Annotated in this window: 16 protein-coding genes; 8 read left to right on the top strand and 8 right to left on the bottom strand. The window is 70.9% G+C overall.

Going from position 1 to position 19,778, the window contains the following annotated elements; genetic code table 11:
- Positions 1 to 40 precede the first annotated feature (40 nt).
- Positions 41 to 1,222 (bottom strand): thiolase C-terminal domain-containing protein, encoded by a 1,182-nt coding sequence (locus tag ACTWQI_RS25340; protein WP_443274047.1) that lies wholly within the window; start codon positions 1,220 to 1,222, stop codon positions 41 to 43.
- Positions 1,223 to 1,346: 124 nt separating this feature from the next.
- On the opposite strand from ACTWQI_RS25340, the gene ACTWQI_RS25335 reads away from it, so the two are divergent.
- Together ACTWQI_RS25335 and ACTWQI_RS25330 are read left to right on the top strand one after the other, a co-directional pair.
- The gene (locus tag ACTWQI_RS25335; RefSeq protein ID WP_443274046.1) at positions 1,347 to 2,729 is read left to right on the top strand and encodes an acyl-CoA dehydrogenase family protein; all 1,383 of its coding nucleotides are present in this window, start codon (positions 1,347 to 1,349) and stop codon (positions 2,727 to 2,729) included.
- Entirely contained in the window at positions 2,729 to 3,214 is a 486-nt protein-coding gene (locus tag ACTWQI_RS25330; RefSeq protein ID WP_443274045.1) for a nitroreductase family deazaflavin-dependent oxidoreductase, read from the top strand. Before ACTWQI_RS25335 ends, ACTWQI_RS25330 begins: the two co-directional genes overlap by 1 nt.
- 442 nt (positions 3,215 to 3,656) lie before the next feature.
- Here ACTWQI_RS25330 and ACTWQI_RS25325 read toward each other — a convergent pair whose 3' ends face one another.
- Positions 3,657 to 4,304: a TetR family transcriptional regulator gene (locus ACTWQI_RS25325; protein WP_443274044.1), complete on the bottom strand. Its 648-nt coding sequence runs from the start codon at positions 4,302 to 4,304 to the stop codon at positions 3,657 to 3,659.
- 396 nt (positions 4,305 to 4,700) lie between these two features.
- Between ACTWQI_RS25325 and ACTWQI_RS25320 the strand changes: the two genes are divergently transcribed.
- The 3 genes from ACTWQI_RS25320 (at position 4,701) to ACTWQI_RS25310 (ending at position 9,318) form a co-directional block, all read left to right on the top strand.
- Positions 4,701 to 5,486, top strand: a complete 786-nt coding sequence (locus tag ACTWQI_RS25320) for a VOC family protein (RefSeq protein WP_443274043.1) — start codon at positions 4,701 to 4,703, stop codon at positions 5,484 to 5,486.
- Positions 5,487 to 5,642: 156 nt separating this feature from the next.
- Positions 5,643 to 6,431, top strand: coding sequence for a VOC family protein (locus ACTWQI_RS25315; protein WP_443274042.1), 789 nt, complete (start codon positions 5,643 to 5,645; stop codon positions 6,429 to 6,431).
- A 244-nt stretch (positions 6,432 to 6,675) separates the two neighbouring features.
- Positions 6,676 to 9,318, top strand: coding sequence for an outer membrane protein assembly factor BamB family protein (locus tag ACTWQI_RS25310; RefSeq protein ID WP_443274041.1), 2,643 nt, complete (start codon positions 6,676 to 6,678; stop codon positions 9,316 to 9,318).
- Positions 9,319 to 9,386: 68 nt separating this feature from the next.
- On the opposite strand, the gene ACTWQI_RS25305 is transcribed toward ACTWQI_RS25310, so the two are convergent.
- From ACTWQI_RS25305 to ACTWQI_RS25295, 3 genes are read right to left on the bottom strand one after another with little or no spacing between them, the layout of a single operon-like run.
- A complete protein-coding gene (locus tag ACTWQI_RS25305) occupies positions 9,387 to 10,151 on the bottom strand; it encodes an enoyl-CoA hydratase/isomerase family protein (protein ID WP_443274040.1) in 765 nt (254 codons plus the stop codon).
- A complete protein-coding gene (locus tag ACTWQI_RS25300) occupies positions 10,148 to 10,597 on the bottom strand; it encodes a Zn-ribbon domain-containing OB-fold protein (RefSeq protein WP_443274039.1) in 450 nt (149 codons plus the stop codon). The genes ACTWQI_RS25305 and ACTWQI_RS25300 overlap by 4 nt, the downstream gene beginning before the upstream one ends.
- Before the next feature lie 9 nt (positions 10,598 to 10,606).
- Complete coding sequence (locus tag ACTWQI_RS25295) at positions 10,607 to 11,758, bottom strand: lipid-transfer protein (protein WP_443274038.1); 1,152 nt, start codon at positions 11,756 to 11,758, stop codon at positions 10,607 to 10,609.
- A 96-nt stretch (positions 11,759 to 11,854) separates the two neighbouring features.
- Between ACTWQI_RS25295 and ACTWQI_RS25290 the strand changes: the two genes are divergently transcribed.
- Positions 11,855 to 13,516, top strand: a complete 1,662-nt coding sequence (locus ACTWQI_RS25290) for a FadD3 family acyl-CoA ligase (protein WP_443274037.1) — start codon at positions 11,855 to 11,857, stop codon at positions 13,514 to 13,516.
- 25 nt (positions 13,517 to 13,541) lie between these two features.
- Here ACTWQI_RS25290 and ACTWQI_RS25285 read toward each other — a convergent pair whose 3' ends face one another.
- The 3 genes from ACTWQI_RS25285 to ACTWQI_RS25275 form a co-directional block, all read right to left on the bottom strand.
- Positions 13,542 to 13,727, bottom strand: coding sequence for a hypothetical protein (locus tag ACTWQI_RS25285; RefSeq protein ID WP_443274036.1), 186 nt, complete (start codon positions 13,725 to 13,727; stop codon positions 13,542 to 13,544).
- A 204-nt stretch (positions 13,728 to 13,931) separates the two neighbouring features.
- Complete coding sequence (locus ACTWQI_RS25280) at positions 13,932 to 14,183, bottom strand: hypothetical protein (RefSeq protein WP_443274035.1); 252 nt, start codon at positions 14,181 to 14,183, stop codon at positions 13,932 to 13,934.
- A 205-nt stretch (positions 14,184 to 14,388) separates the two neighbouring features.
- Positions 14,389 to 17,313 carry a BTAD domain-containing putative transcriptional regulator gene (locus ACTWQI_RS25275; RefSeq protein ID WP_443274034.1) on the bottom strand — a complete coding sequence of 975 codons (2,925 nt, stop codon included), beginning with the start codon at positions 17,311 to 17,313 and terminating at the stop codon, positions 14,389 to 14,391.
- A gap of 222 nt (positions 17,314 to 17,535) precedes the next feature.
- Between ACTWQI_RS25275 and ACTWQI_RS25270 the strand changes: the two genes are divergently transcribed.
- Positions 17,536 to 18,762, top strand: a complete 1,227-nt coding sequence (locus ACTWQI_RS25270; protein WP_443274033.1) for an amidohydrolase family protein — start codon at positions 17,536 to 17,538, stop codon at positions 18,760 to 18,762.
- Between the two features lie 153 nt (positions 18,763 to 18,915).
- A complete protein-coding gene (locus ACTWQI_RS25265) occupies positions 18,916 to 19,662 on the top strand; it encodes a hypothetical protein (protein WP_443274032.1) in 747 nt (248 codons plus the stop codon).
- Positions 19,663 to 19,778: the final 116 nt, after the last annotated feature.

Below are 19,778 nucleotides of genomic sequence, written 5' to 3'. Positions count from 1 at the left end.
GGGTGGCGCGGCCGCGACCCACCACACGGCCCCGGTGGGCTCAGCCGCGACCCAGCACCACCGTCCCCGACGAGCAGAACCAGCCGCCCGTACCCGAAGCCACTGCCAGCTCCGGCAGCCGCCCCCCGGACCTCCGCACCTGCCGGTCGCCCGCCTCGCCGCGCAACTGCCGTACCGCCTCCACGAGCAGGAAGAGTCCCCGCATCCCCGGGTGGCAGGCGGAGAGCCCACCGCCGTCCGTGTTGACCGGCAGCTCGCCGTCGCGCAGCAGCCGCCCCTTCTCGACGAACGCCCCGCCCTCGCCTTTGGCGCAGAAGCCCAGGTCTTCGAGGGTCACCAAGGTCATGTAGGTGAAGGCGTCGTAGATCTCGGCGAGGTCGATCTCCTCGGGCCGGACACCGGCGCGTTCGAAGGCGAGCCGGCCCGAGACCGCGGCCGGTGAGACCGTGAAGTCCGGCCACTCCGACATCGAGGCGTGCGAGATCGCGGTGCCCGAGCCCAGTACCCACACCGGGGCCTTCGCCGCGTCCGCCACGTACTCCTCCGCCGCCAGCAGGACCGCGCAGCCGCCGTCCGACCGGATGCAGCAGTGCAGCTTGGTGAACGGGTCGGCGATCAGCGGGCCGGAGAGGACGTCCTCGACCGTGATCGGCGTCCGGTACATCGCGTCGGGGTTGCGAACGGCGTTGGCCCGCGCCTGCACGGCGACCTCGGCGAGCTGCTCCGCCGACGTGCCGTACTCGTGCATATGGCGGCGGGCGGCCATCGCGTACTTGGCGACGAGCGTGTGTCCGTACGGGACCTCGAACTGGAGCGGGCCGCGGCCGCCGAAGGAGAGGTTCGCGGTGCGTCGGTTGGCCTTGAGGTCGGCGCGGGCCGTCGATCCGTAGACGAGGAGGACGGCGTTCGCGTGCCCGGCGGCGATGGCGTCCACCGCGTGCGCCGCCATGACCTCCCAGGTCGAGCCGCCGACCGAGGTGGAGTCGGTCCAAGTGGGGTGCAGTCCCAGGTACTCGGCGACCTCGACCGGCGCCAGGGTGCCGAGCCCGGCCGAGGCGAGGCCGTCGACGACCGACTTGTCCAGCCCGGAGTCGGCGAGCGCCCGGCGGGCGGCCTGGGCGTGGAGGGCGTACGGCGTCAGCCCGTCGGTGCGGCCGCAGTCCGAGAGGGCGACGCCGAGGACGGCAACCTTGCGGGTGGCAGCGGATATCGCATGGGGCATGAAACTGACGGTACATCAGATATCGAGGTTGGTGGGAGCCCGGGAGCCTGGGGCTCGGCAGCTCTGGGCATTCCCTCTCCGGGCGCCTAATATGACGAGTCGTCAGATCGGGAGGAGCCTGCCGATGGATGCCGCCTTCACCGCGGAACAGGACGAGATCCGCCGCACGCTGCGCGAACTGCTGCACAAGCGGTGCGGCCCCGACGAGGTGAAGGCGGCGGCGCGCACCCCGCGGGGCTGGGACGAGACGCTGTGGCAGCAGCTCGCCGAGCAGCTCGGGCTCCCCGGGCTGGCGCTCCCCGTCCAGTATGGCGGCGTGGGCTGCGGACCCGCCGAGGCAGCGCTCGCCTGCGAGGAGACCGGGCGCGTGCTGCTGCCCTCACCACTGCTCGGCAGCGCCCTGCTCGCCGCGCCGCTGATCACTGAGCTCGGCACGCCGGAGCAGCGGGCCCGGCTGCTGCCGCGCATTGCGGACGGCGAGCTGACGGCCACGCTCGCCGTGGCCGACGGCGTACTCCCTCAGGCCCTCGGGCTGACCGGCGACGACGGCGGCGACCCCGACGGCGGTCGCGGCGGCGGTGGCACCTGGGCGGGCGGCGGGCGGGCCGGAGGCATCCAGGCCCGGCGGGTGGCCGACGGCTGGCGGTTGTACGGGCAGGCCGACCAGGTGCTCGACGGGCACAGTGCGGGGCTGCTGCTGGTGGCCGCCCACACGGGCGGATACGCGCGCAGCCGCACCCTGCTGTTCCTCGTGGACGCCGAGGCCGGAGCCGCCGGGCTGGTCCGGACGCGGCGAACCGCGCTGGACGAGACGCGGCCTCAGGCCGGCATCCAACTGCGCGATGTTTCAGCACAGTTGCTGGGTGACGAGGGCGCGGCACTGGGTGCGACGGAGGGCGCGAAAGAGGCAGGTGCGCTGGCCCGGCTGGGCTGCACGGTGGCCCCGGCGCTGGCCGCGGAGGCGGTCGGGGCGGCGGACGCGGCGTTCGCCCGGACCCTGGAGTACGTGCGGGAGCGCGAGCAGTTCGGCCGCCCGATCGGATCGTTCCAGGCGGTCAAGCACCGACTGGCCGACCTCTACGTGGGCATCCAGGCGGCGCGGTCGGCGGCGTACTACGCGGCATGGGCGGCAGGCTCCGGGGAAGGCGATCCTCCCCCAGAGCTTCGCCTGGGTGGGGGTACACCCCGGGGGCACCTCCCAGCGGTCGTCCCCCTGGGCCTAACGGCCCGGGAGGTGCCCCCAGGGGGAGGTGGCTGGGGGAGTGCCCCCATCGGCGGTCTGGCGCTGGCCCAGGCGCTGGAGGTACTGCGCACGGTGGCGGGCGAGGCGATCCAGCTGCACGGCGGCATCGGCTTCACGTGGGAGCACGACGCTCACCTCTACTTCAAGCGAGCGGCCTCGGACGAAGTGCTCTTCGGACCGGTGCACCGGCTGCGGGCGCATGCGGCGGAGCAGGCCGGCCTGTTCCGCGGCGGCGACGAGGCGCGGGCGACGGTGACGGTCTGATGCCCGCGCCGACCCCTGCGGGAGTACGGATCGTTCAGCGGCTGTCGTCGACGCGGACGTTCGCGACGCTGGCGCCGCATGTGATCCCGGCGATGGACCGGGCCGTCCACCGGTTGACGCGCGGCAAGGTGCTGCTCAGCGCGCGGATGCTGCCCGGGGTGGTGCTGACGGCGACGGGCGCGAAGAGCGGGCTGCCGAGGCGCACCCCGCTGGCCTGCATGCCGGAGGCGGGCGGCACGTTCATCCTCATCGGCAGCAACTTCGGCCGTACGGAACACCCTTCCTGGACCGCGAACCTCCTCGCCCATCCGGAGGCGACCATCAGCTGGAAGGGCCGCGACATCCCTGTCCGGGCGCGGCTCCTCGAGGGCGCGGAGCGAGACCGGGTGTGGGCGGAGGTCCTCGCGTTCTGGCCGCCGTACGCGACGTACCAAGCGCGTGTGCGGCGCCCCATCCGCCTCTTCCGCCTCACCCGCCGCGACTGACCTCGCCGGTCCGGCCGCCACGACCACATCGCCGACCGCCCGCCCACCGCGCCTCATCGAAGTGAGGGCCGGGTGTGAGCTCGCCCGCTGGGCGGGCTGGTGGCTTCCCGGGTGTTGTCCGTGAACGTTGTGTCCTGGCGGGTGTTGGCCGGGGCGGAAGGCGCCGCGGATCGGGCACGGGCCTCGGTCGGGGCGCGCGGAATGCCGGCGGGGGCGGAGGCAGGATGGCCGCGGCATGGGAAGGGCCGTGCAGTGCGCTGCGGCGGACCGCTCGGGTGGGGAGCGATCCGCCGCAGCGATGACAGGTTTCACCCGCGATGACAGGACTTGCAGGAGGCGGCGCGCAGCGCCGGGAGTGTGCCGCAGGGCGGTAGTCGTGCGGGGCGCGTGGCTTCGGGCGCGAATTAACCCCTCCACGCACGGCGAAGTGAGCGCGGAGCGCTTACTTCGGCGGCTTCTTGCCGGTGATGCCCAGGTGCACCACCAGCGCCAAGTTCGGCTTCAGCTCGGTCTGCTTGACACCCCAGCTCTGGAAGCCCTTCTGGTGCGAGGCCACCGCCGCGAGCATGGCGACCAGGGAACCGGCGACAGCCGCCGGACTCACGTCCTTGTCGACCTTGCCCTTCGACTGGAGCTCCTCGACGGAATCCGTCAGGGAGTTGGTGACGGCGTTCAGGATCTTCATGCGGATCTTGTAGAACCGCTTGTCCCCTTCCGCCGCCCCGAGGTCCACGACACGCAGGATGGCGTCGTTCCTGCGCCAGAAGGAGAGGAAGCCGTCCACGAGCTCCTCGGCCGTCTGCCAGCCGGACTTGCCGACCCAGGAGCGACCTGCGACCAGTTCGGTCAGACTCGCGCCCTCCTTGGCCATCTCCTCGGCGATCTCGAGAACGGCGCCCTCGACATCCGGGAAGTACTGGTAGAACGTCGCGGGGGAGGTCCCCGCCTTGCGGGCGACATCAATGACCTTGACGTCGCGATACGGCGAGCTGCTGAGCATCTCGCTGAGGCAGTCGAGCAGCTTCTGCCGCGTGGCCTGCCCGCGGCGCCCGGCCACCCGGCCATCGACGGTTCGCACTTGTCCTGTCATGCCGTCAGCTTACCGAGGGGTGATCGGATCGCGATTTGGCAGCCTGCAAATGGGGAAGAGCGACCTCGCCTCCTGAACCGCAGCTCAACACCCATGTCACAAGAGCCGCACGAGTTGGCGAACTGCTCCGTATCGTGGCTCGTTCACTACGGAACGTGATGCGGAACCTCGTTGGAGTGCCGCCGCCGGACCGCCGGCCGGAACCGCCCGCAAGTCGCCCGTAGCCGCTCCCGACCGCGTCCGCCACCGGTCCGCCACTCCTGTGACCCGGACGAATGAATCCTGTTATCAACAGGCTGTGGACAACTTTCGTGGACAACAGGCGGGGTCGGGAACCAGCGGATAGCGTGCCAAGGGAGGCATTCTCCCAGTGGCTTCTAGCGGAGGAAGCAGGCCATGGCTGCGGTCCCGGAAGGCGCCCCCTGTTGGGTGGACGTCTTGCTCCCCGACCTGGAGGCGGGCAAGCACTTCTACGGTGAACTCTTCGGCTGGACCTTCCAGGAGGGCGAGGCGGACTTCGGCTACTACACGCAGGCGTTTTCTGAGGGGAAGAATGTGTGTGCCCTGGCCCCGACGATGGAGGGCCAGGAGGACGTGCCCCCGGCGTGGAGCCTGTACTTCGCGTCGCCCGACGTCCAGCAGACCGCCGAGAAGATCCGTCGGCACGGCGGCGTCACGCTGATGGGCCCCATGAAGGTCGATGTCTTCGGCAGCATGCTGATGGCCAAGGACCCCGGCGGGGCGATCTTCGGCGTCTGGCAGGCCGGCAGCCACAAGGGCTTTGAGAAGAAGTACGAGCCGAATTCGTTCGGCTGGGCGGAGGTCTGCGTCCGTGAGACCGAGCGCGTCGACGCGTTCTATCCGGCCGTCTTCCCCTACGAGGTGCAGTCGATCCGCGACGAGACCGTCGACCTCAACATCTGGAAAGTGGACGGCAAGCCCGTGGCCGGGCGGTTCAAGCTCCCGGAGGCGACCCCGGCCGAGATCAAACCTCAGGTGATGGTCTACTTCGTGGTCTCCGACTGCGACGACGCGGTGGCGACGGTCCGGAGGCTGAAGGGCGAGGTCCGCATGGGCCCGCAGGACAGCCCGTACGGGCGCTTCGCGATCGTCTACGACCAGCAGGGCGCGTCCTTCTCCGTGATCGACCCGCACACGACGGTGGGTGAGGCACCCGTCTAGTCCCTCCGTCCCGCCGTCTCTCCGTCGACAGCCCGGCCCCGCCGCGTGGGGGCCAGGGCTTGTCGGGCGCGATCCGCGGCATGCGACTAGCGTGGCGACTGCGGCACCCTGTGCGTCCGTCCGCGTTCCTGCGCGTATGGGAGGACTCCGTCAGCCATGGTCGCATTCGAAGAGGGCGTGCCCTGCTGGGCCGACGCGATGCTGCCGGACGTCCATGCGGGCAAGCGCTTCTACGGTGAGCTGTTCGGCTGGACGTTCCAGGAGGGTGCGGCGGACCTCGGCAGCTACACCTGGGCTTTCCACGACAGTCGAGGCGTCGCGGCGCTCGTTCACAAGCCGGACGGCCGGATGCCCACGGTGTGGAACGTCTATGTCGCCGCCCGGGACATCGTCGCGACCATCGAGCGGGTCCGCGCGGCCGGCGGTCAAGTGATCATGAATCCCAGGGCGATCGGCGACTTCGGGACGATGGCGATGGTCGTCGACCCCGGCGGCGCGGTCTTCGGTCTGTGGCAGGCCGGTACGCACGCCGGCTTCGAGAAGCGGGGCGGGCCCGGCTCGTATGCGTGGACCGATGTCTACACCCGCGACGCGCAACGGGTGGACCCCTTCTATGAGGACGTCTTCGGATTCACCACGCAGCCCGTGGAGACGAGCAACGGAACGGACTTCGCGGTCTGGTCGCCGGAGGGCAGGCCGCCGGGCGTGGCGGACGCGGTGGCCGGGCGCGGAGTGATCGACAGCCGCTTCCCGGCCGAGATGCCCGCGCACTTCCTTGTCTACTTCGCGGTCGAGGACTGCGACGCGGCGACTGCGACGGCTGCCCGGCTCGGCGGCCGCGTGATCCTCGACCCCGAGGACACGCCGTACGGCAGGTTCGCGGTGCTGGTGGACAACCAGGGAGCGAGCTTCGCAGTCATCGACCTCTCCCTGGGGAGCCGATAGCCTCTCGGCGACCCCGGAGCGGCCGGGATGGTCTCGCGCCAGCCGCCGCGTCGGTAACCAGCGGTAACAGTGCCCCGATTGACCATATGGGGGCATTTGTCGGGGGAGACACCCCGATTCGCCCCCGGGTTCGCAACCACCGCGTTCGCCAGGAAGAATCAGGTTGCGTACCCCGGGACGGTTCTCGGTGAGACGCTGCACGGGGCTGAAGACCTTCAAGCCCCCACGGGGAGGTGGCAGGCAAGTGGTGGAGCAGCTGACGCAGCACGACCCGAGGCGGATCGGGCCGTTCGAGGTGCTCGGCCGACTCGGTGCCGGCGGCATGGGGCTGGTCTATCTCGCCCGCTCGGCGTCCGGCCGGCGGGTTGCGATCAAGACGGTGCGGACCGAGCTCGCCGAGGACCAGCTGTTCCGAGTCCGCTTCACGCGCGAGGTGGAGGCGGCCCGCGCGGTCAGCGGCTTCTACACGGCCGCCGTGGTGGACGCCGACCCGCGGGCCGCGGTGCCGTGGCTCGCGACCGCGTACGTCCCGGCGCCCTCCCTCGAGGAAATAGTCAATGAGTGCGGACCCCTGCCGGCGCAGGCCGTCCGGTGGCTGGCGGCCGGTGTCGCCGAGGCGCTGCAGTCCATCCACGGGGCCGGTCTGGTCCACCGCGACCTGAAGCCGTCGAATGTGCTCGTCGTCGAGGACGGTCCCCGGGTCATCGACTTCGGCATCGCGAGCGGCGTCTCCAACACCCGGCTCACGATGACGAACGTGGCCGTCGGTACGCCCGCGTACATGTCGCCCGAGCAGGCGCGGGACTCCAGGAGCGTGACGGGCGCCAGCGACATCTTCTCGCTGGGCTCGACGCTGGTGTTCGCGGCGACGGGGCACGCCCCCTTTCACGGTGCGAACCCCGTCGAGACGGTCTTCATGCTGCTCCGGGAGGGGCCCGACCTGGCAGGGATGCCCGACGAACTGCGCCCGCTCATCGAGTCCTGCATGCAGATGTCGGCGGAGCACCGGCCGAGCCCGGCGGACCTGCAGTCGCAGCTGGCACCGCATCTGTTCGCCGCCGGCGGAGACGACAGCGGTACGGCGTCGGCGTGGCTGCCGGGGCGTGCCGTCTCGATGATCGAGCAGCGGCGGGGCGGCGGGCGGAAGGCGTCCGCCGCGGCCGGAGCGGCGGCAGCCGCCCCGGCAGCCGGCCCACGCGGCGCGAGCGGTGGCGGCAAGAGGCGCGCGCCCGCGGCTTCCGCGCCACCCCCGCCACCGCCGTACGCCCCGGAGCCGGATCTGGAGCCGAGATCTGGACCGGACGGCGGTCCGCAGGCCGGGCCCGCCGGTGGTGCCGCGGATGGTGCCGCGGATGGTGCCGGCGCCGTGCGGCTGCCCGGCTCGCGCGTGGCCATAGGGCCGGGACCGCGGGCGGTCGACGGGCGTGAGCCGGCGGCACGGCCCGCTGCAGGGTCCGCCACGGGGTGGGTGCGGCCACCGGGTGGTGCGGCCCCTGGCCCAAGGGGCGCTGGTGGTCATGACGGTGCGTTCGCGGCCGTTCCGGGGCCGTCCCCGGCGGCCGACGGCCATCTCCCGCCCGCGGCGGCACCCGCGGGCGTACCGGCCCCCGCTGAGCCGCCGGCCAAGCCTCCTCCGGACTCCGTCCGGGTGGGGGTACCCCCGGCGGTAGTCCCCCTGGGCCTAGCGGCCCGGGAGGTGCCCCCAGGGGGAGGGCCCCCAGGTGAGCACGGCGCGCCGGGACGCTGGCGGCCCTGGCGGTTCCGTATGTCCAACGACGTCTGGGGGACCCCGGCCGTCGACGGAGATCTGCTGTACGTCACCTCCTTCGAGGTGCACGCACTCGATGTGGCCACCGGGCGGCGGCAGTTCAAGACCCGCGACGTGGCGTGGTCCATGGCAGTCGCCGACGGCCGTATCCACGCCTCGGACGGGCCCTCGTTGTACGCGCTGGACGCCGCCGACGGCACCGAGCGGTGGCGGCTGGGCACCGACGGCTGGGTCTATGCGCTGCGGGTCGACCGCGGCACGGTCGTCACGGGGACCCGCGGTGGCGGCGTCCAGGCCTGGGAGGCCGCCAACGGCGAGCAGCTGTGGGAACTGTCCGGTGCCCAGGCCGACTTCGAGACGCCCGACGCAGGACCGGTCGTCCAGGACGGCACGGTGTACGTGTGGTCCGGCGGGCGGCTCCGGGCGCTCGAGGCCCGGACGGGCATGGAGCGGTGGTCCCATCCGGTCGGCGACGCGGCCTCCTGCGGCGGGGTGCCCCTGCGGCTGCTGCACGCGCCTGACGGGGTGGTGTACGTCGCCGCGGGCACGCGGGTACTGGCCATCGATGTGGCGCGTGGGGACGTGCGATGGCGCTTCGAGGCGCCCGCGGCCTTCCTGTGCGCCCCCGCGTACGCGCCGGGGCCCGCCGTCACCGGTGGTGGCGTCTACATCGCCGACTACCTGGGCACGGTGTATGCGCTGGACGCCGCGGACGGCCGCGAGCGGTGGCGGATCGCGACCGAGACCCGCCAGTCGATCGAACCGGTGCTGGTCGCGGCCGGTTCGGTGCATGTGGGCAGCGGCAGCGCTCTCTATACGCTCGACGCGGTCACCGGCGCCCCGAAGTGGCGTTTCGCCGCCCAGGGCGAGGTGATCGGCGCCCCGGTCGTCGCCGACGGCCGGGTCCACTTCGGTTCTGCGGACCACTGCCTCTACACCCTGGACGCGGGCGGCGGTCAGCTGCGCTGGAAGCTGGCGACCGGCGGGGAGATCACGGGCTCACCGGTCGTGGCCGGTGGGGTGGTCTACGCCTGCAGCAAGGACCGGTGCGTCTACGCCCTCGACGCCCTTAAGGGCACGGGCCTGGTCCGCTCCCCGTCGTCCCCGGCCCACCCGTAGGCCGTGGGCCGGGGACCGCGAACCCGCGCACCGGCTTGATGGGACGGGGCGGCGGCCAGGCCGTCGCCTCACCGGGTCCGGAACTCGCGGCCGCGCGCGGTGAACAGCTCGCTCTGCCGCTCCGGCGGCAGGTTCCCGAGCGCGATGAGGTGCGGCGCGCCCGCGAGCGCCTGGGCCCGCGCCGCCTCCCGCGCCGACCACACGGCCCGTACCGTCCCTTGCACTGCCTCGGTCGGGTACGACGCGACGACCGCGGCCGCCTTCAGGGCCGTGTCCAGCAGGTCGGGCGCCGCGACGACCTCGGAGACGAGCCCGATCTCGTGGGCACGGACGGCCGACAGCCGCTCCGCCGTACCCATCAGCGACATCCGTGCCACCTCGCCGAACGGCATCCGCTGGGCCATGCCGATCGCCTCGTACGCGCTGACCATGCCGTAGGTGGTGTGCGGATCGAAGAAGGTCGCGGAGGCCGAGGCGATGAGGAACTCGCTCTCGCCGAGCAGGTAGAAAGCGCCGCCGCAGGCCATCCCGTTGACCGCGGCGATGACCGGCTTCCAGAGGTCGGCCGCCTTCGGGCCGACGTCGAGCAGCGGATCGTCGATCGAGTACGGACTGGAGGGCTGGGGGACGTCGACGGACCGGTCGATGCCGGTGCAGAAGGCCTGCTCGCCCGCGCCGGTGAGGACCACCGCCCGCACCTCGTCCGAGGTGCGGAAATCCCGCCAGGCGCCGCGGAGTTGATCCGCGGTCTGCAGATCGATGGCGTTGTGGCGCTCGGGCCGGTCGAGGGTGACCAGCGCGACGCCGTCCTTGACCTCGACGCGTACGGTCATGGCCGCTCCAGCAGCCAGCGTGGCACGGTCACGCCGGGTGTGAGCTGGGTGAAGACGACCCTGACGGGGGCCCCGATGCGGAGCCGGGCCGGATCGACGGAGTTCAGCGGTGCGTCCACGGCGGAGACGACGTTGCCGGCCAGCCGGATCAGCGGGTCCTCGACGAGCTCGACGACGATCGCGTTGTACGGGGCCAGGGCGGCGTAGGCGGGCAGCAGCGGCGGGTGCGGGATGACGTAGGACCAGATCCGCCCCCGGCCGCTCATCCTGCGCCACTCGCTGCCGAAGGACTGGCAGTGTGGGCAGCAGGGGCGGGGTGGAAAGCGCAGCCGACCGCAGTCGGCACAGGCTTGAATGCGCAGCTCGCCGTGCGCCACGTACTCCCAGAAGGGCGCGCCGTCCTCATCGACGAGGGGCAGCAGAAGCTCGTCGGCGGATGTCGTCATAGCGGCGGGTCAGCTCCTCAACAGCAGTGCGGAGGTGGGGACTCCCTCGCCTGCGGTGACCAGGCAGGTGGTGGCGTCCGGGACTTGAGCGGTGGAGGTGCCCCGGAGTTGCTTGACGCCCTCGGTGATCAGGTTGAAGCCGTGGACATAGGCCTCGGAGAGGCCGCCGCCGGAGGTGTTGACCGGGAGCCGGCCGCCGATCTCGAGCGCCCCGCCCTCGGTGAAGGCCGCGCCCTCACCGCGCCCGCAGAAGCCGTAGCCCTCCAGGGAGAGCGGGATGAGGGGGGTGAACGCGTCGTAGATCTGGGCCACGTCGACGTCGTGCGGGCCGAAGTCAGCGGCCTTCCACAGATGGCGGGCGGCGGTCCAGGCCGGGCCGGTGAGCGGGTCGTCGTTCCAGTAGTTGACCATCCCGTGGTGCTGGGCGGGCAACCCCTGGGCGGCGGCGTGGATGCTGACCGGCCGGTGCCGGCAGTCACGGGCGCGTTCGGCGGAGACCACGACGCACGCCAGCGCCCCGTCCGTCTCCAGGCAGTTGTCGAAGAGGCAGAGGGGTTCGCTGATCCACCGGGCGGTCATGTACATCTCGCGGGTCAGCGGCCGCTCGTACATCATCGCGGCGGGATTCTGATTCGCCCGGTTCCGGCATGCCAGCGCGACGTTGAAGAAGTGATCGCGCGTCGCCCCGTACTCGTGCATATATCTTCGCGCCAGCATGCCGATCTCGTCGGCGGGGCGCAGGAGTCCGAACGGCCGGGTCCACTGGGCGGGGGTGGGCAGCTGGGCGGTGGTGTTCCGCCAGGGGCGGGGGCCGCTGCCGCGCTTGCGGGACCGCCAGGCGACTCCCACGTTCGCCTGCCCGGTGGCGATGGCGGCCGCGAGGTGGGCGACGGTCGCGCACGATCCGCCGCCGCCGTACCCCACCTTGCTGAAGAAGGTCACGTCTCCCGCGCCGATGGCCTTGGCGAGCTCGACCTCGTCGGTCTCCTCCATGGTGTACGAGGCGAAGGCGTCGACCTCGGACGGGGGGATGCCAGCGTCGTCGAGCGCGGCGAGCACGGCGCGGCAGGCCAATGTTCGCTCGGACTCCGGGAGATGTTTGGCGAAGGCGGTCTGGCCAATGCCGACGATTGCCGTAGCGTCTTTGAGCGCCGCCCCCATCGCCTACCTCCGTGGTCGGTTGCCGTGCTGCTGACAGCGGAGGAAGGCTACCGCTAATCTGACGGGCAGTCAGCTAGTACGGTGGAGGGTTGTACGATGCGCGGTACAGCGGATTCTCGGGTGCCGACCCCCGAACTCGCCGTGGGGTTCGAGACCATTCCAGAGCTGGTGCGGATGGCCGCGGAGCGCTATCGGGACCGCGAGGCCGTGGTCGACGGGCGCACCCGGATCACCTACGGAGAGCTGGGCGAGCGCGTAGAGCGGGCTGCCGCGGCCTGCCTGGCGTACGGCGTGGAGCCGGGCGACCGCGTGGCGGTGTGGGCGCCGAACACGCTCGACTGGATCGTCTCCGCGCTCGGTGCGGTGACGGCGGGCGGTGTGCTGGTGCCGGTGAACACCCGCTTCAAGGGCGCCGAAGCGGCATACGTACTGGAACGGACGCGGGCGAAGCTGCTGTTCGTCACGGGCACCTTCCTCGGGACGTCATACGTCGCGTCGCTGCGGCGGGCGGCGGGGACGGATTCGCCGGGGACCGAGGGAGGTCTGGACGACAGGCCCCTCCCGGGCCTGCGCCACCTCCGGGATGTGGTGGTCCTCTCGGAGGACGCTCCGGCCGACTTCCACACCTGGAAGGACTTCCTGGCGGCGGGTGACGCCGTGCCCGCCTCGGCGGTCCGCGCCCGGGCCGACTCCATCCAGCCCTCCGCCCCCTCCGACATCACCTTCACGTCGGGCACGACCGGCCATCCGAAGGGCGTGGTCATCACCCATGCCCAGACCCTCAGGGTCTACGCCGTCTGGAGCGATCTGGCCGGGCTGGAGGAGGGCGACCGCTATCTGATCGTGAACCCCTTCTTCCACACCTTCGGATACAAGGCCGGGATCATCGCCTGTCTGATGCGCGGAGCGACGATGATCCCGCAGCCGGTGTTCAACGTGGACACCGCGCTCGCCAACATCGCGGCCGAACACATCAGCGTGCTGCCGGGGCCGCCGACGCTGCACCAGTCGATCCTCGACCATCCGTTGCGCGCCCAGCACGACCTGTCCGCGCTACGGCTGGTGGTGACCGGCGCGGCGGTGGTGCCGCTGGAACTGGTCGAGCGACTGCGCAGCGAACTGAGGATCGCCACCGTGCTGACGGCGTACGGCCTGACGGAGGCGAGCGGGACGGTGACGATGTGCCGTCGGGGCGACCCGCCGGAGGTCGTCTCGGGCACGTCCGGGCGAGCGATTCCGGACACGGAGGTCAAGGTCGTCGATCCGGCCGGCGACGAACTGCCGCCGGGCCGGCCGGGTGAGGTCCTGGTCCGCGGCTACCACGTGATGTCCGGCTACTTCGAGGAGCCGCAGGAGACGAAGAAGGCGATCACGCCGGACGGCTGGCTGCGGACGGGCGACGTCGGCGTGATGGACGCCGAGGGGAATCTGAGGATCACCGACCGGATCAAGGACATGTTCGTCGTCGGCGGCTTCAACGCCTATCCGGCGGAGATAGAGCAGCTGATGGCCCGTCACCCAGAGGTCGCGGAGGTGGCGGTGGTGGGCGTACCCGATCCCCGACTGGGCGAGGTGGGCAAGGCGTTCGCAGTACGGCGGGCCGGCGCGACGCTGACGGCGGACGACCTGATCGCGTGGTCGCGGCGGGAGATGGCCAACTACAAGGTCCCGAGGGAGGTCGAGTTCGTGGCCGAACTCCCGCGCAACGCGAGCGGCAAGGTCCTCAAGACCCAGCTGCGCTCGCGTGCGGGGAGCTAAGGCGTTCGCGTCGGGCTCTTGCCGTCTACTTGGGGTTATCTCCAGGCAGGTGCTGGTCCTGCGTCGTCATGCCGCCATCCCCTGAGTGATCTCCCGGCGCCATGATGCCGATACCCGGCAAGTGCTGGTCTGCCATCGCCGGGGAGGAAACGCCGACTGCCGAGGCAGTGGCGATGGCGAATATGGCGAGTGCCTTCTGGGTTCGAATCATTCCCAATCTCCGTGGGGCGAGGCTGGTTCGACCAGCGATACCTGGTGTCGAAGCACGCAGCGTCCGGCCTGAATGCCGGTCCTTGGCGTCAACGGACGTGAACTGTGGGACGCAGGAGCAGGGACCGAAGCCGATGACTCCCCCTCCGTGCCATCGACCTCGGCCCCTGCGGCTCATTCGCTGAACTGCTGATGTGACGTGTGCTTACCTGGCGTCGTCCGAGGTGATGGGGGGAGGGGCGGGCATGTGCTGGTCCTCGGTGGTGACGGGGGGTGGCGCGGGCATGTGCTGGTCTTCAGGGGTGAGTGCGGGCGGGGCGGGCATGTGCTGGTCTTCAGGGGTGAGTGCGGGCGGGGCGGGCATGTGCTGGTCTTCAGGGGTGAGTGCGGGCGGGGCAGGCATGTGCTGGTCCAGCGGCCGGTAGGCGTCGGACTCGGGCTTCTTGTCTTGGCTCATCGCGATCAACTCCATTGAGTTGTGGTTGGCGGCATTGGCAGAGCCCGCCCGGCAGCACCCCCGTGGCCGCCGGACGGGCGTCTCTGGGCCGATCACCCTATGGCGCGGCCTATCCGTCAACCCGCCTGCCCCCCGACGCGACGGATCGACTCTGCCCAGCGTGCCGGGCGGCAATAAACGAATGATGAACGAGGAAAAGTCGGCGCTATGCCGCGGTGACCGGCGACAGCAGGCTTCTCACTTCGTCGGCCGTCGTCCCCAACTGCTCGTGAAGGGAGAGCGCTTCGCGCCAACAGGCAGCGGCGCGGTCGGTCTGCCCGATCCCTGCCAGTGCCTTGCCGAGCACCGTGAGCACAATGGCGCGACGCCACTCACCGCCGATGCCGCGCAGGGCGAGGGCCTGTTCCGCGTGCCCGGCGGCCTGTGCCGGGCGGTGTGCCAGAAGATGGGCCTCCGCCAGCCGCTGGTGGGCCATTCCCTCCCACAGGGGTTGCCGACTGGTGCGGAAGATGGAGAGTGCCTCCGTCAGCTGTTCCAGCGCCTCGGTAGGCCGTCTGGCCTGGGTGAGGGCCAGCCCGAGTGCGTATTTCCCGTTGGCGAGGCGCAGCGTGCGCCCCAGACTTTCGTAGATCTTCGCTCCTTGCTGTGCGAGCTCGACGGCACTCGCAGTGCGGTTCATATCCAGACGCACGCGCGACAGATTGCACAAGGCACTGGCTTCACCAGGGAGGTTGCCGTCGCGACGAAAGGCGTCGATCGCCTGAAGGAGGTATCCCTCCGCTTCCTCAAGACGCTGCTGCAGGCCCGCTATGATGCCGCGCTGGTTCACGGCACGGCAGGCTGGGACGATGTCCTCTGCGGCCAGTCCCAGCAACAGGGCGAGCTTGGCTTCCTCGTCCGCCTGGTCGTACCGCCCCGCCAGACTGCGGACATCGGCCAGAAAGGTCCGTGCGCGTCCCTCCGCCCGGAAGTCCTCCTGCTCATGCGCCGCCTCGCTGATGGCGGAGGCGGTGATCTCGTACTGGCGTGAGTTGGCGCCGGATTCGGCGAGGTCGGCCGCGGCCATCAGCAAGTCCGCGGCGCGGCGCAGCGTACTGCCCCTTGCGGATTGCTGGGCGCACGCGAGCAGGCAGTTGGCCTCGGAGAAGAGCCAGTCCAGTGCGCTGTCCCGGTCCGGGAAGTCGAGTCCGGGGTACTCGGTCGGCTCCAGATGGTCGACGAGCCGGTCGCCCGGCCGCTCCATGGCGTAGACCCGCGCCGCAGTGGCGAGGTAGAAGTCCAGCAGCCGGGACATCGCCGCGTCCCGCTCCGCTGGGGGCTGTTCATCTCTTTCAGCACACGCACGCGCGAAGAGGCGTACGAGGTCGTGGAAGCGGTAGCGCCCCGGCGCGGCGGATTCCAGGAGGCTGGTATCGACGAGGGATTCGAGGAGTTCCTCGGTCGATTCGAGGTCCATGTCGAGTACGGCCGCGGCGGCGGCGAGGGAGATGTCCGGTCCGTCCGCCAGTCCCAGCAGCCGGAAGGCTCGTGCCTGCCGAGGTTCCAGTTGCCCGTATCCGAGTTCGAAGGTCGCTTCGACCGCCAGGTCGCCGGCCCGTAGCTCGTGCAGCCGACGTCGCTCGTCACCGAGCTTGCGCGCCAGTACGGACACTGTCCACGTCCTGCGCGCGGCCAGTCGGGAGGCCGCGATGCGGATGGCGAGCGGAAGGAAGCCGCAGGCCGCGACCACGTCCATGGCTGCGTCGCGCTCCGCGTTCACGCGATCTTCGCCGACGATACGGGTGAAGAGGACGAGCGCTTCCTCCGGGCTCATGACGTCCAGGTCGACGAGGTGGGCTCCGGCCAGGTCGACCATGCGGGCGCGGCTGGTGACCAGGGCCGCGCAGCCTTCGGTGCCCGGAAGCAGCGGGCGTACTTGCGCCGCATCGCGAGCGTTGTCCAGGAGGGCGAGCACCCGGCGGCCGTCCAGGGTCGACCGGTACAGCGCCGAGCGCTCCTCGACGCCGTCGGGTATGGCGGAGTCGGGGACGCCGAGGGCGCGGAGGAAGGAGCCGAGCACGGCCCCGGGTTCGGCGGGAACCGGACCCGTGCCTTGGAGGTCGATGTAGAGCTGGCCGTCGGGGAAGTGACGGCGGGCGGCATGGGCGACGTGGACGGCCAGCGTGGTCTTGCCGACACCGCCGATGCCCGCGACGGCGGAGACCGCCATGATGCGGCCCTCGGCGGTGGCGAGTTGTTCGCTCAGTTCCTCGACGAAGGTCACCCGGCCCGTGAAATCGGGGACGGTCGCGGGAAGCTGGGCGGGGCGGATGAAGGTGGGGGAGTCCGGCGAACGGGTCTCCGGCGTGGTGGCGGGGGCGGCCAGGTCGGCGTCCGCGCGCAGAATCCGTTGCTGCAACTCGGCAAGTTCGGAGCACGGATCGACGCCCAGCTCGTCGGCCAGCAGCCGCCGGGTGTCCGCGTACACGGCCAGGGCCTCCGCCTGCCGCCCGCTGCGGTAGAGCGCCAGCATCAGCAACGCGCGTAGCCGTTCGCGCAGCGGGTGTGCGGCGGTCAGGGCGGTCAGCTCCGAGACGGCCTCTGCGTGGCAGCCGGCCTCGAGGTCCATGTCGAGCCGGGTCTCGATGAGCTGGAGCCGCCACTCCTCGAGGCGGGTGCGCTGCGCATCGGCGTACGGGCCGGGCAGCCCGGCGAGCGGCTCGCCGTCCCAGAGGGCCAGCGCGTCGTTGATCAGGCCGCGGGCGCCGGAGCGGTCGCCGTGGGCGCGGGCCTTCTCCGCCTGGGCCGCGTAGCTCTCGGCGAGGGCGATGTCGAGGCTGCCGTCGGTGACCCGGATCGCGTATCCGCCGGACTCGCTGACCAGGGCGTCCGCGTCGGGCCCGAAGGCCCTGCGCAGCCGGGAGGCGTACGTCCGCAGGGCGGCCACCGCGGCGTCCGGTGGCTCCTCGCCCCACAGCGCGTCGACCAGCTCGGATGCGGTGGCGGTGCGGCCGCCGCGGAGCAGGAGGGCGGCCAGCAGGGCCCGTTGTTGCGGTGAACCGGTCGCCAGCTGCTGCTCCCCGCGCCACGCCCGTACGGGACCGAGTACGGCGAAACGCAGGCACGAGCCGGCCGCCGGATCCTGTCCCATCGCTTCCCCCAGATCTCATTTGTCCTCTCGCACAGGCCAGTTTGCCTTGTGCATGACGGCTGCGTCAGTAGGAGTCCGTTGTCTCCACGTCCTCTTCATGGTGAGCGCAAGGGGGCGCGCCGAGGCATGAGGGGGCGCTGGGGAGCGCCGGAAGGGAGCACGCCCGCGCGGGCCGCTGCAGAATTGCTGACGGTTCGTCAGATCGGCGCTACCGTGTCGGGCATGGAGAGCTTCCCGAAGATAATCTCGGTGGACGACCACACGGTCGAGCCCCCCAACGTCTGGCGGGACCGGCTCCCGTCGAAGTACCACGACGTCGGACCGCGTATCGTCCGGGCGCCCCTGAAGGAAATGACCTTCATCGGCGGCAAGTTCGCCCCGAAGATGGGCGCGCCCGGCGACGACGGCCCGATCGCCGACTGGTGGGTGTACGAGGACCTGCACCGGCCGCTGACCCGGCTCGACACGGCGGTCGGGTACTCCAGGGACGACATCAAGCTTGAGGGAATCACCTACGAGCAGATGCGTCCCGGGTCCTATTCCGTCCCGGACCGGCTGGCCGACATGGACGTCAACCACGTCCAGTCCGCGCTCTGCTTCCCCACCTTCCCCCGCTTCTGCGGGCAGACCTTCACCGAGGCCAAGGACCGTGAGCTGGGCCTGCTGGGCATCCGCGCCTACAACGACTGGATGGTGGAGGAGTGGTGCGGCCCCCAGGCGCAGGGCCGGCTCATTCCGCTGACCCTGATCCCGCTGTGGGACGCGGAGCTGGCGGCCGAGGAGGTGCGGCGCAATGCGGCGCGCGGCGTGCCGGCCGTGTGCTTCAGCGAGATCCCGCCGCACCTGGGGCTTCCGTCCGTCCACACGGACGCGTGGGATCCCTTCCTGCGGGCCTGCGACGAGACGGGCACGGTCATCGCCATGCACATCGGATCGTCCAGCAAGATGCCGTCGACCTCGGCGGACGCGCCCCCCGCGGTCGGCTCCACCATCACCTTCGCCAACTGCTGCTTCTCGATGGTCGACTGGCTGATGTCCGGGAAGTTCGACCGCTTCCCGAACCTGAAGATCATGTACGCGGAGGGCCAGATCGGCTGGATCCCGTACATCCTCGAGCGCGCGGACGTGGTGTGGGAGGAGAACCGCGGTTGGGGCGGTGTCGCCGACAAGGTGCTGCGCCCGCCGTCCGAGCTCTTCGCCGAGCACATCTACGGCTGTTTCTTCGACGACGCGTTCGGGCTGAAGAACCTGGACGCGATCGGGGTCGGGAACGTGCTGTACGAGACGGACTACCCGCACTCGGACTCGACCTGGCCGAAGTCGCGGGAGGTCGGAGAGTCCCAGATGGGGCACCTGGCGCCGGATGTGGTGGAGCGGATCGTGCGCGGCAACGCGATCGAGCTGCTGGGGCTGACGGAGGACGGCCTCTGGGCCGGCCGGGCGGCGTAGCGGCCATCCGGGTGGCGGACCCTCCACGTCACCTCGGCCAGGCGCGATCCTCAGCGTGTCCTCGGCTCCGGCGGCCCATGATGGCCGTGTCCGTCACCCGTGGCCACCTGGAGGAACACCATGATCCGGTCGGTACGACGAGGCGGGGTCGCTGTGTCCGCCTTCTCGGTGCTCACCGCACTGACCCTGACCGCATGCGGCGACGATGGGGACGAGCCGGCGCCGGAGAAGACCACCACCACCCCGGCAGCGACCAGTCCGGCCCCGTCCCCGACCGGAATCCCTGACCCCGCGAACTTCGTCCAGAAGATCGACAATCCCTATATGCCGCTCGTGCCCGGGACCACGTTCCGTTACGAGGGCGTCGGCGATGAAGGGCAGAAGGAGGAGGTCGTCGTCCAGGTCACGCGTCAGACGAAGGAGATCCTGGGCGTGCAGAACGTCGTCGTGCGGGACATCGTCAGGGAGGACGGCGAGGTCGTCGAGGACACGTTCGACTGGTACGCCCAGGACCGCAGCGGCAACGTCTGGTACTTCGGCGAGGACACCAAGGAGCTGGAGGAGGGCAAGGTCGTCAGCACGGAAGGCTCGTGGGAGGCCGGCAAGGACGGGGCCGAGCCGGGCATCGTCATGGAGGCTCGCCCCAGGGTCGGCGACACCTACCGCCAGGAGTACTCCGAGGGCGAGGCCGAGGACATGGGCGAGGTGCTGAGCCTGAACGAGCGTGTCACGGTGCGGTACGGCCGATTCGAGAACGTCCTGAAGACCAAGGACTTCACTCCTCTGGAACCGGACGTCGTCGAGAACAAGTTCTATGCGCGGAACGTGGGCTTCATCCGCGAAGTCCAGGTCAGGGGCGGAAAGGCGCAGCTCGAACTCGTCGAGGTCCAAGGGCCGTGACCCGGGTCTGAGGGCACCGGCGCCGCCGGACCCCTTGTCTGATGAACCGTCAGATACGACGATGGCGGTTCCCGTCAGTCATGTGGTGTGCGTGCGAGGAGGCGGCGTGCGAATCC

The sequence above is a fragment of the Streptomyces sp. KR80 genome (assembly GCF_052245555.1).
GTDB lineage: Bacteria > Actinomycetota > Actinomycetes > Streptomycetales > Streptomycetaceae > Streptomyces.
This window is presented reverse-complemented; position numbering and strand designations above follow the sequence as displayed.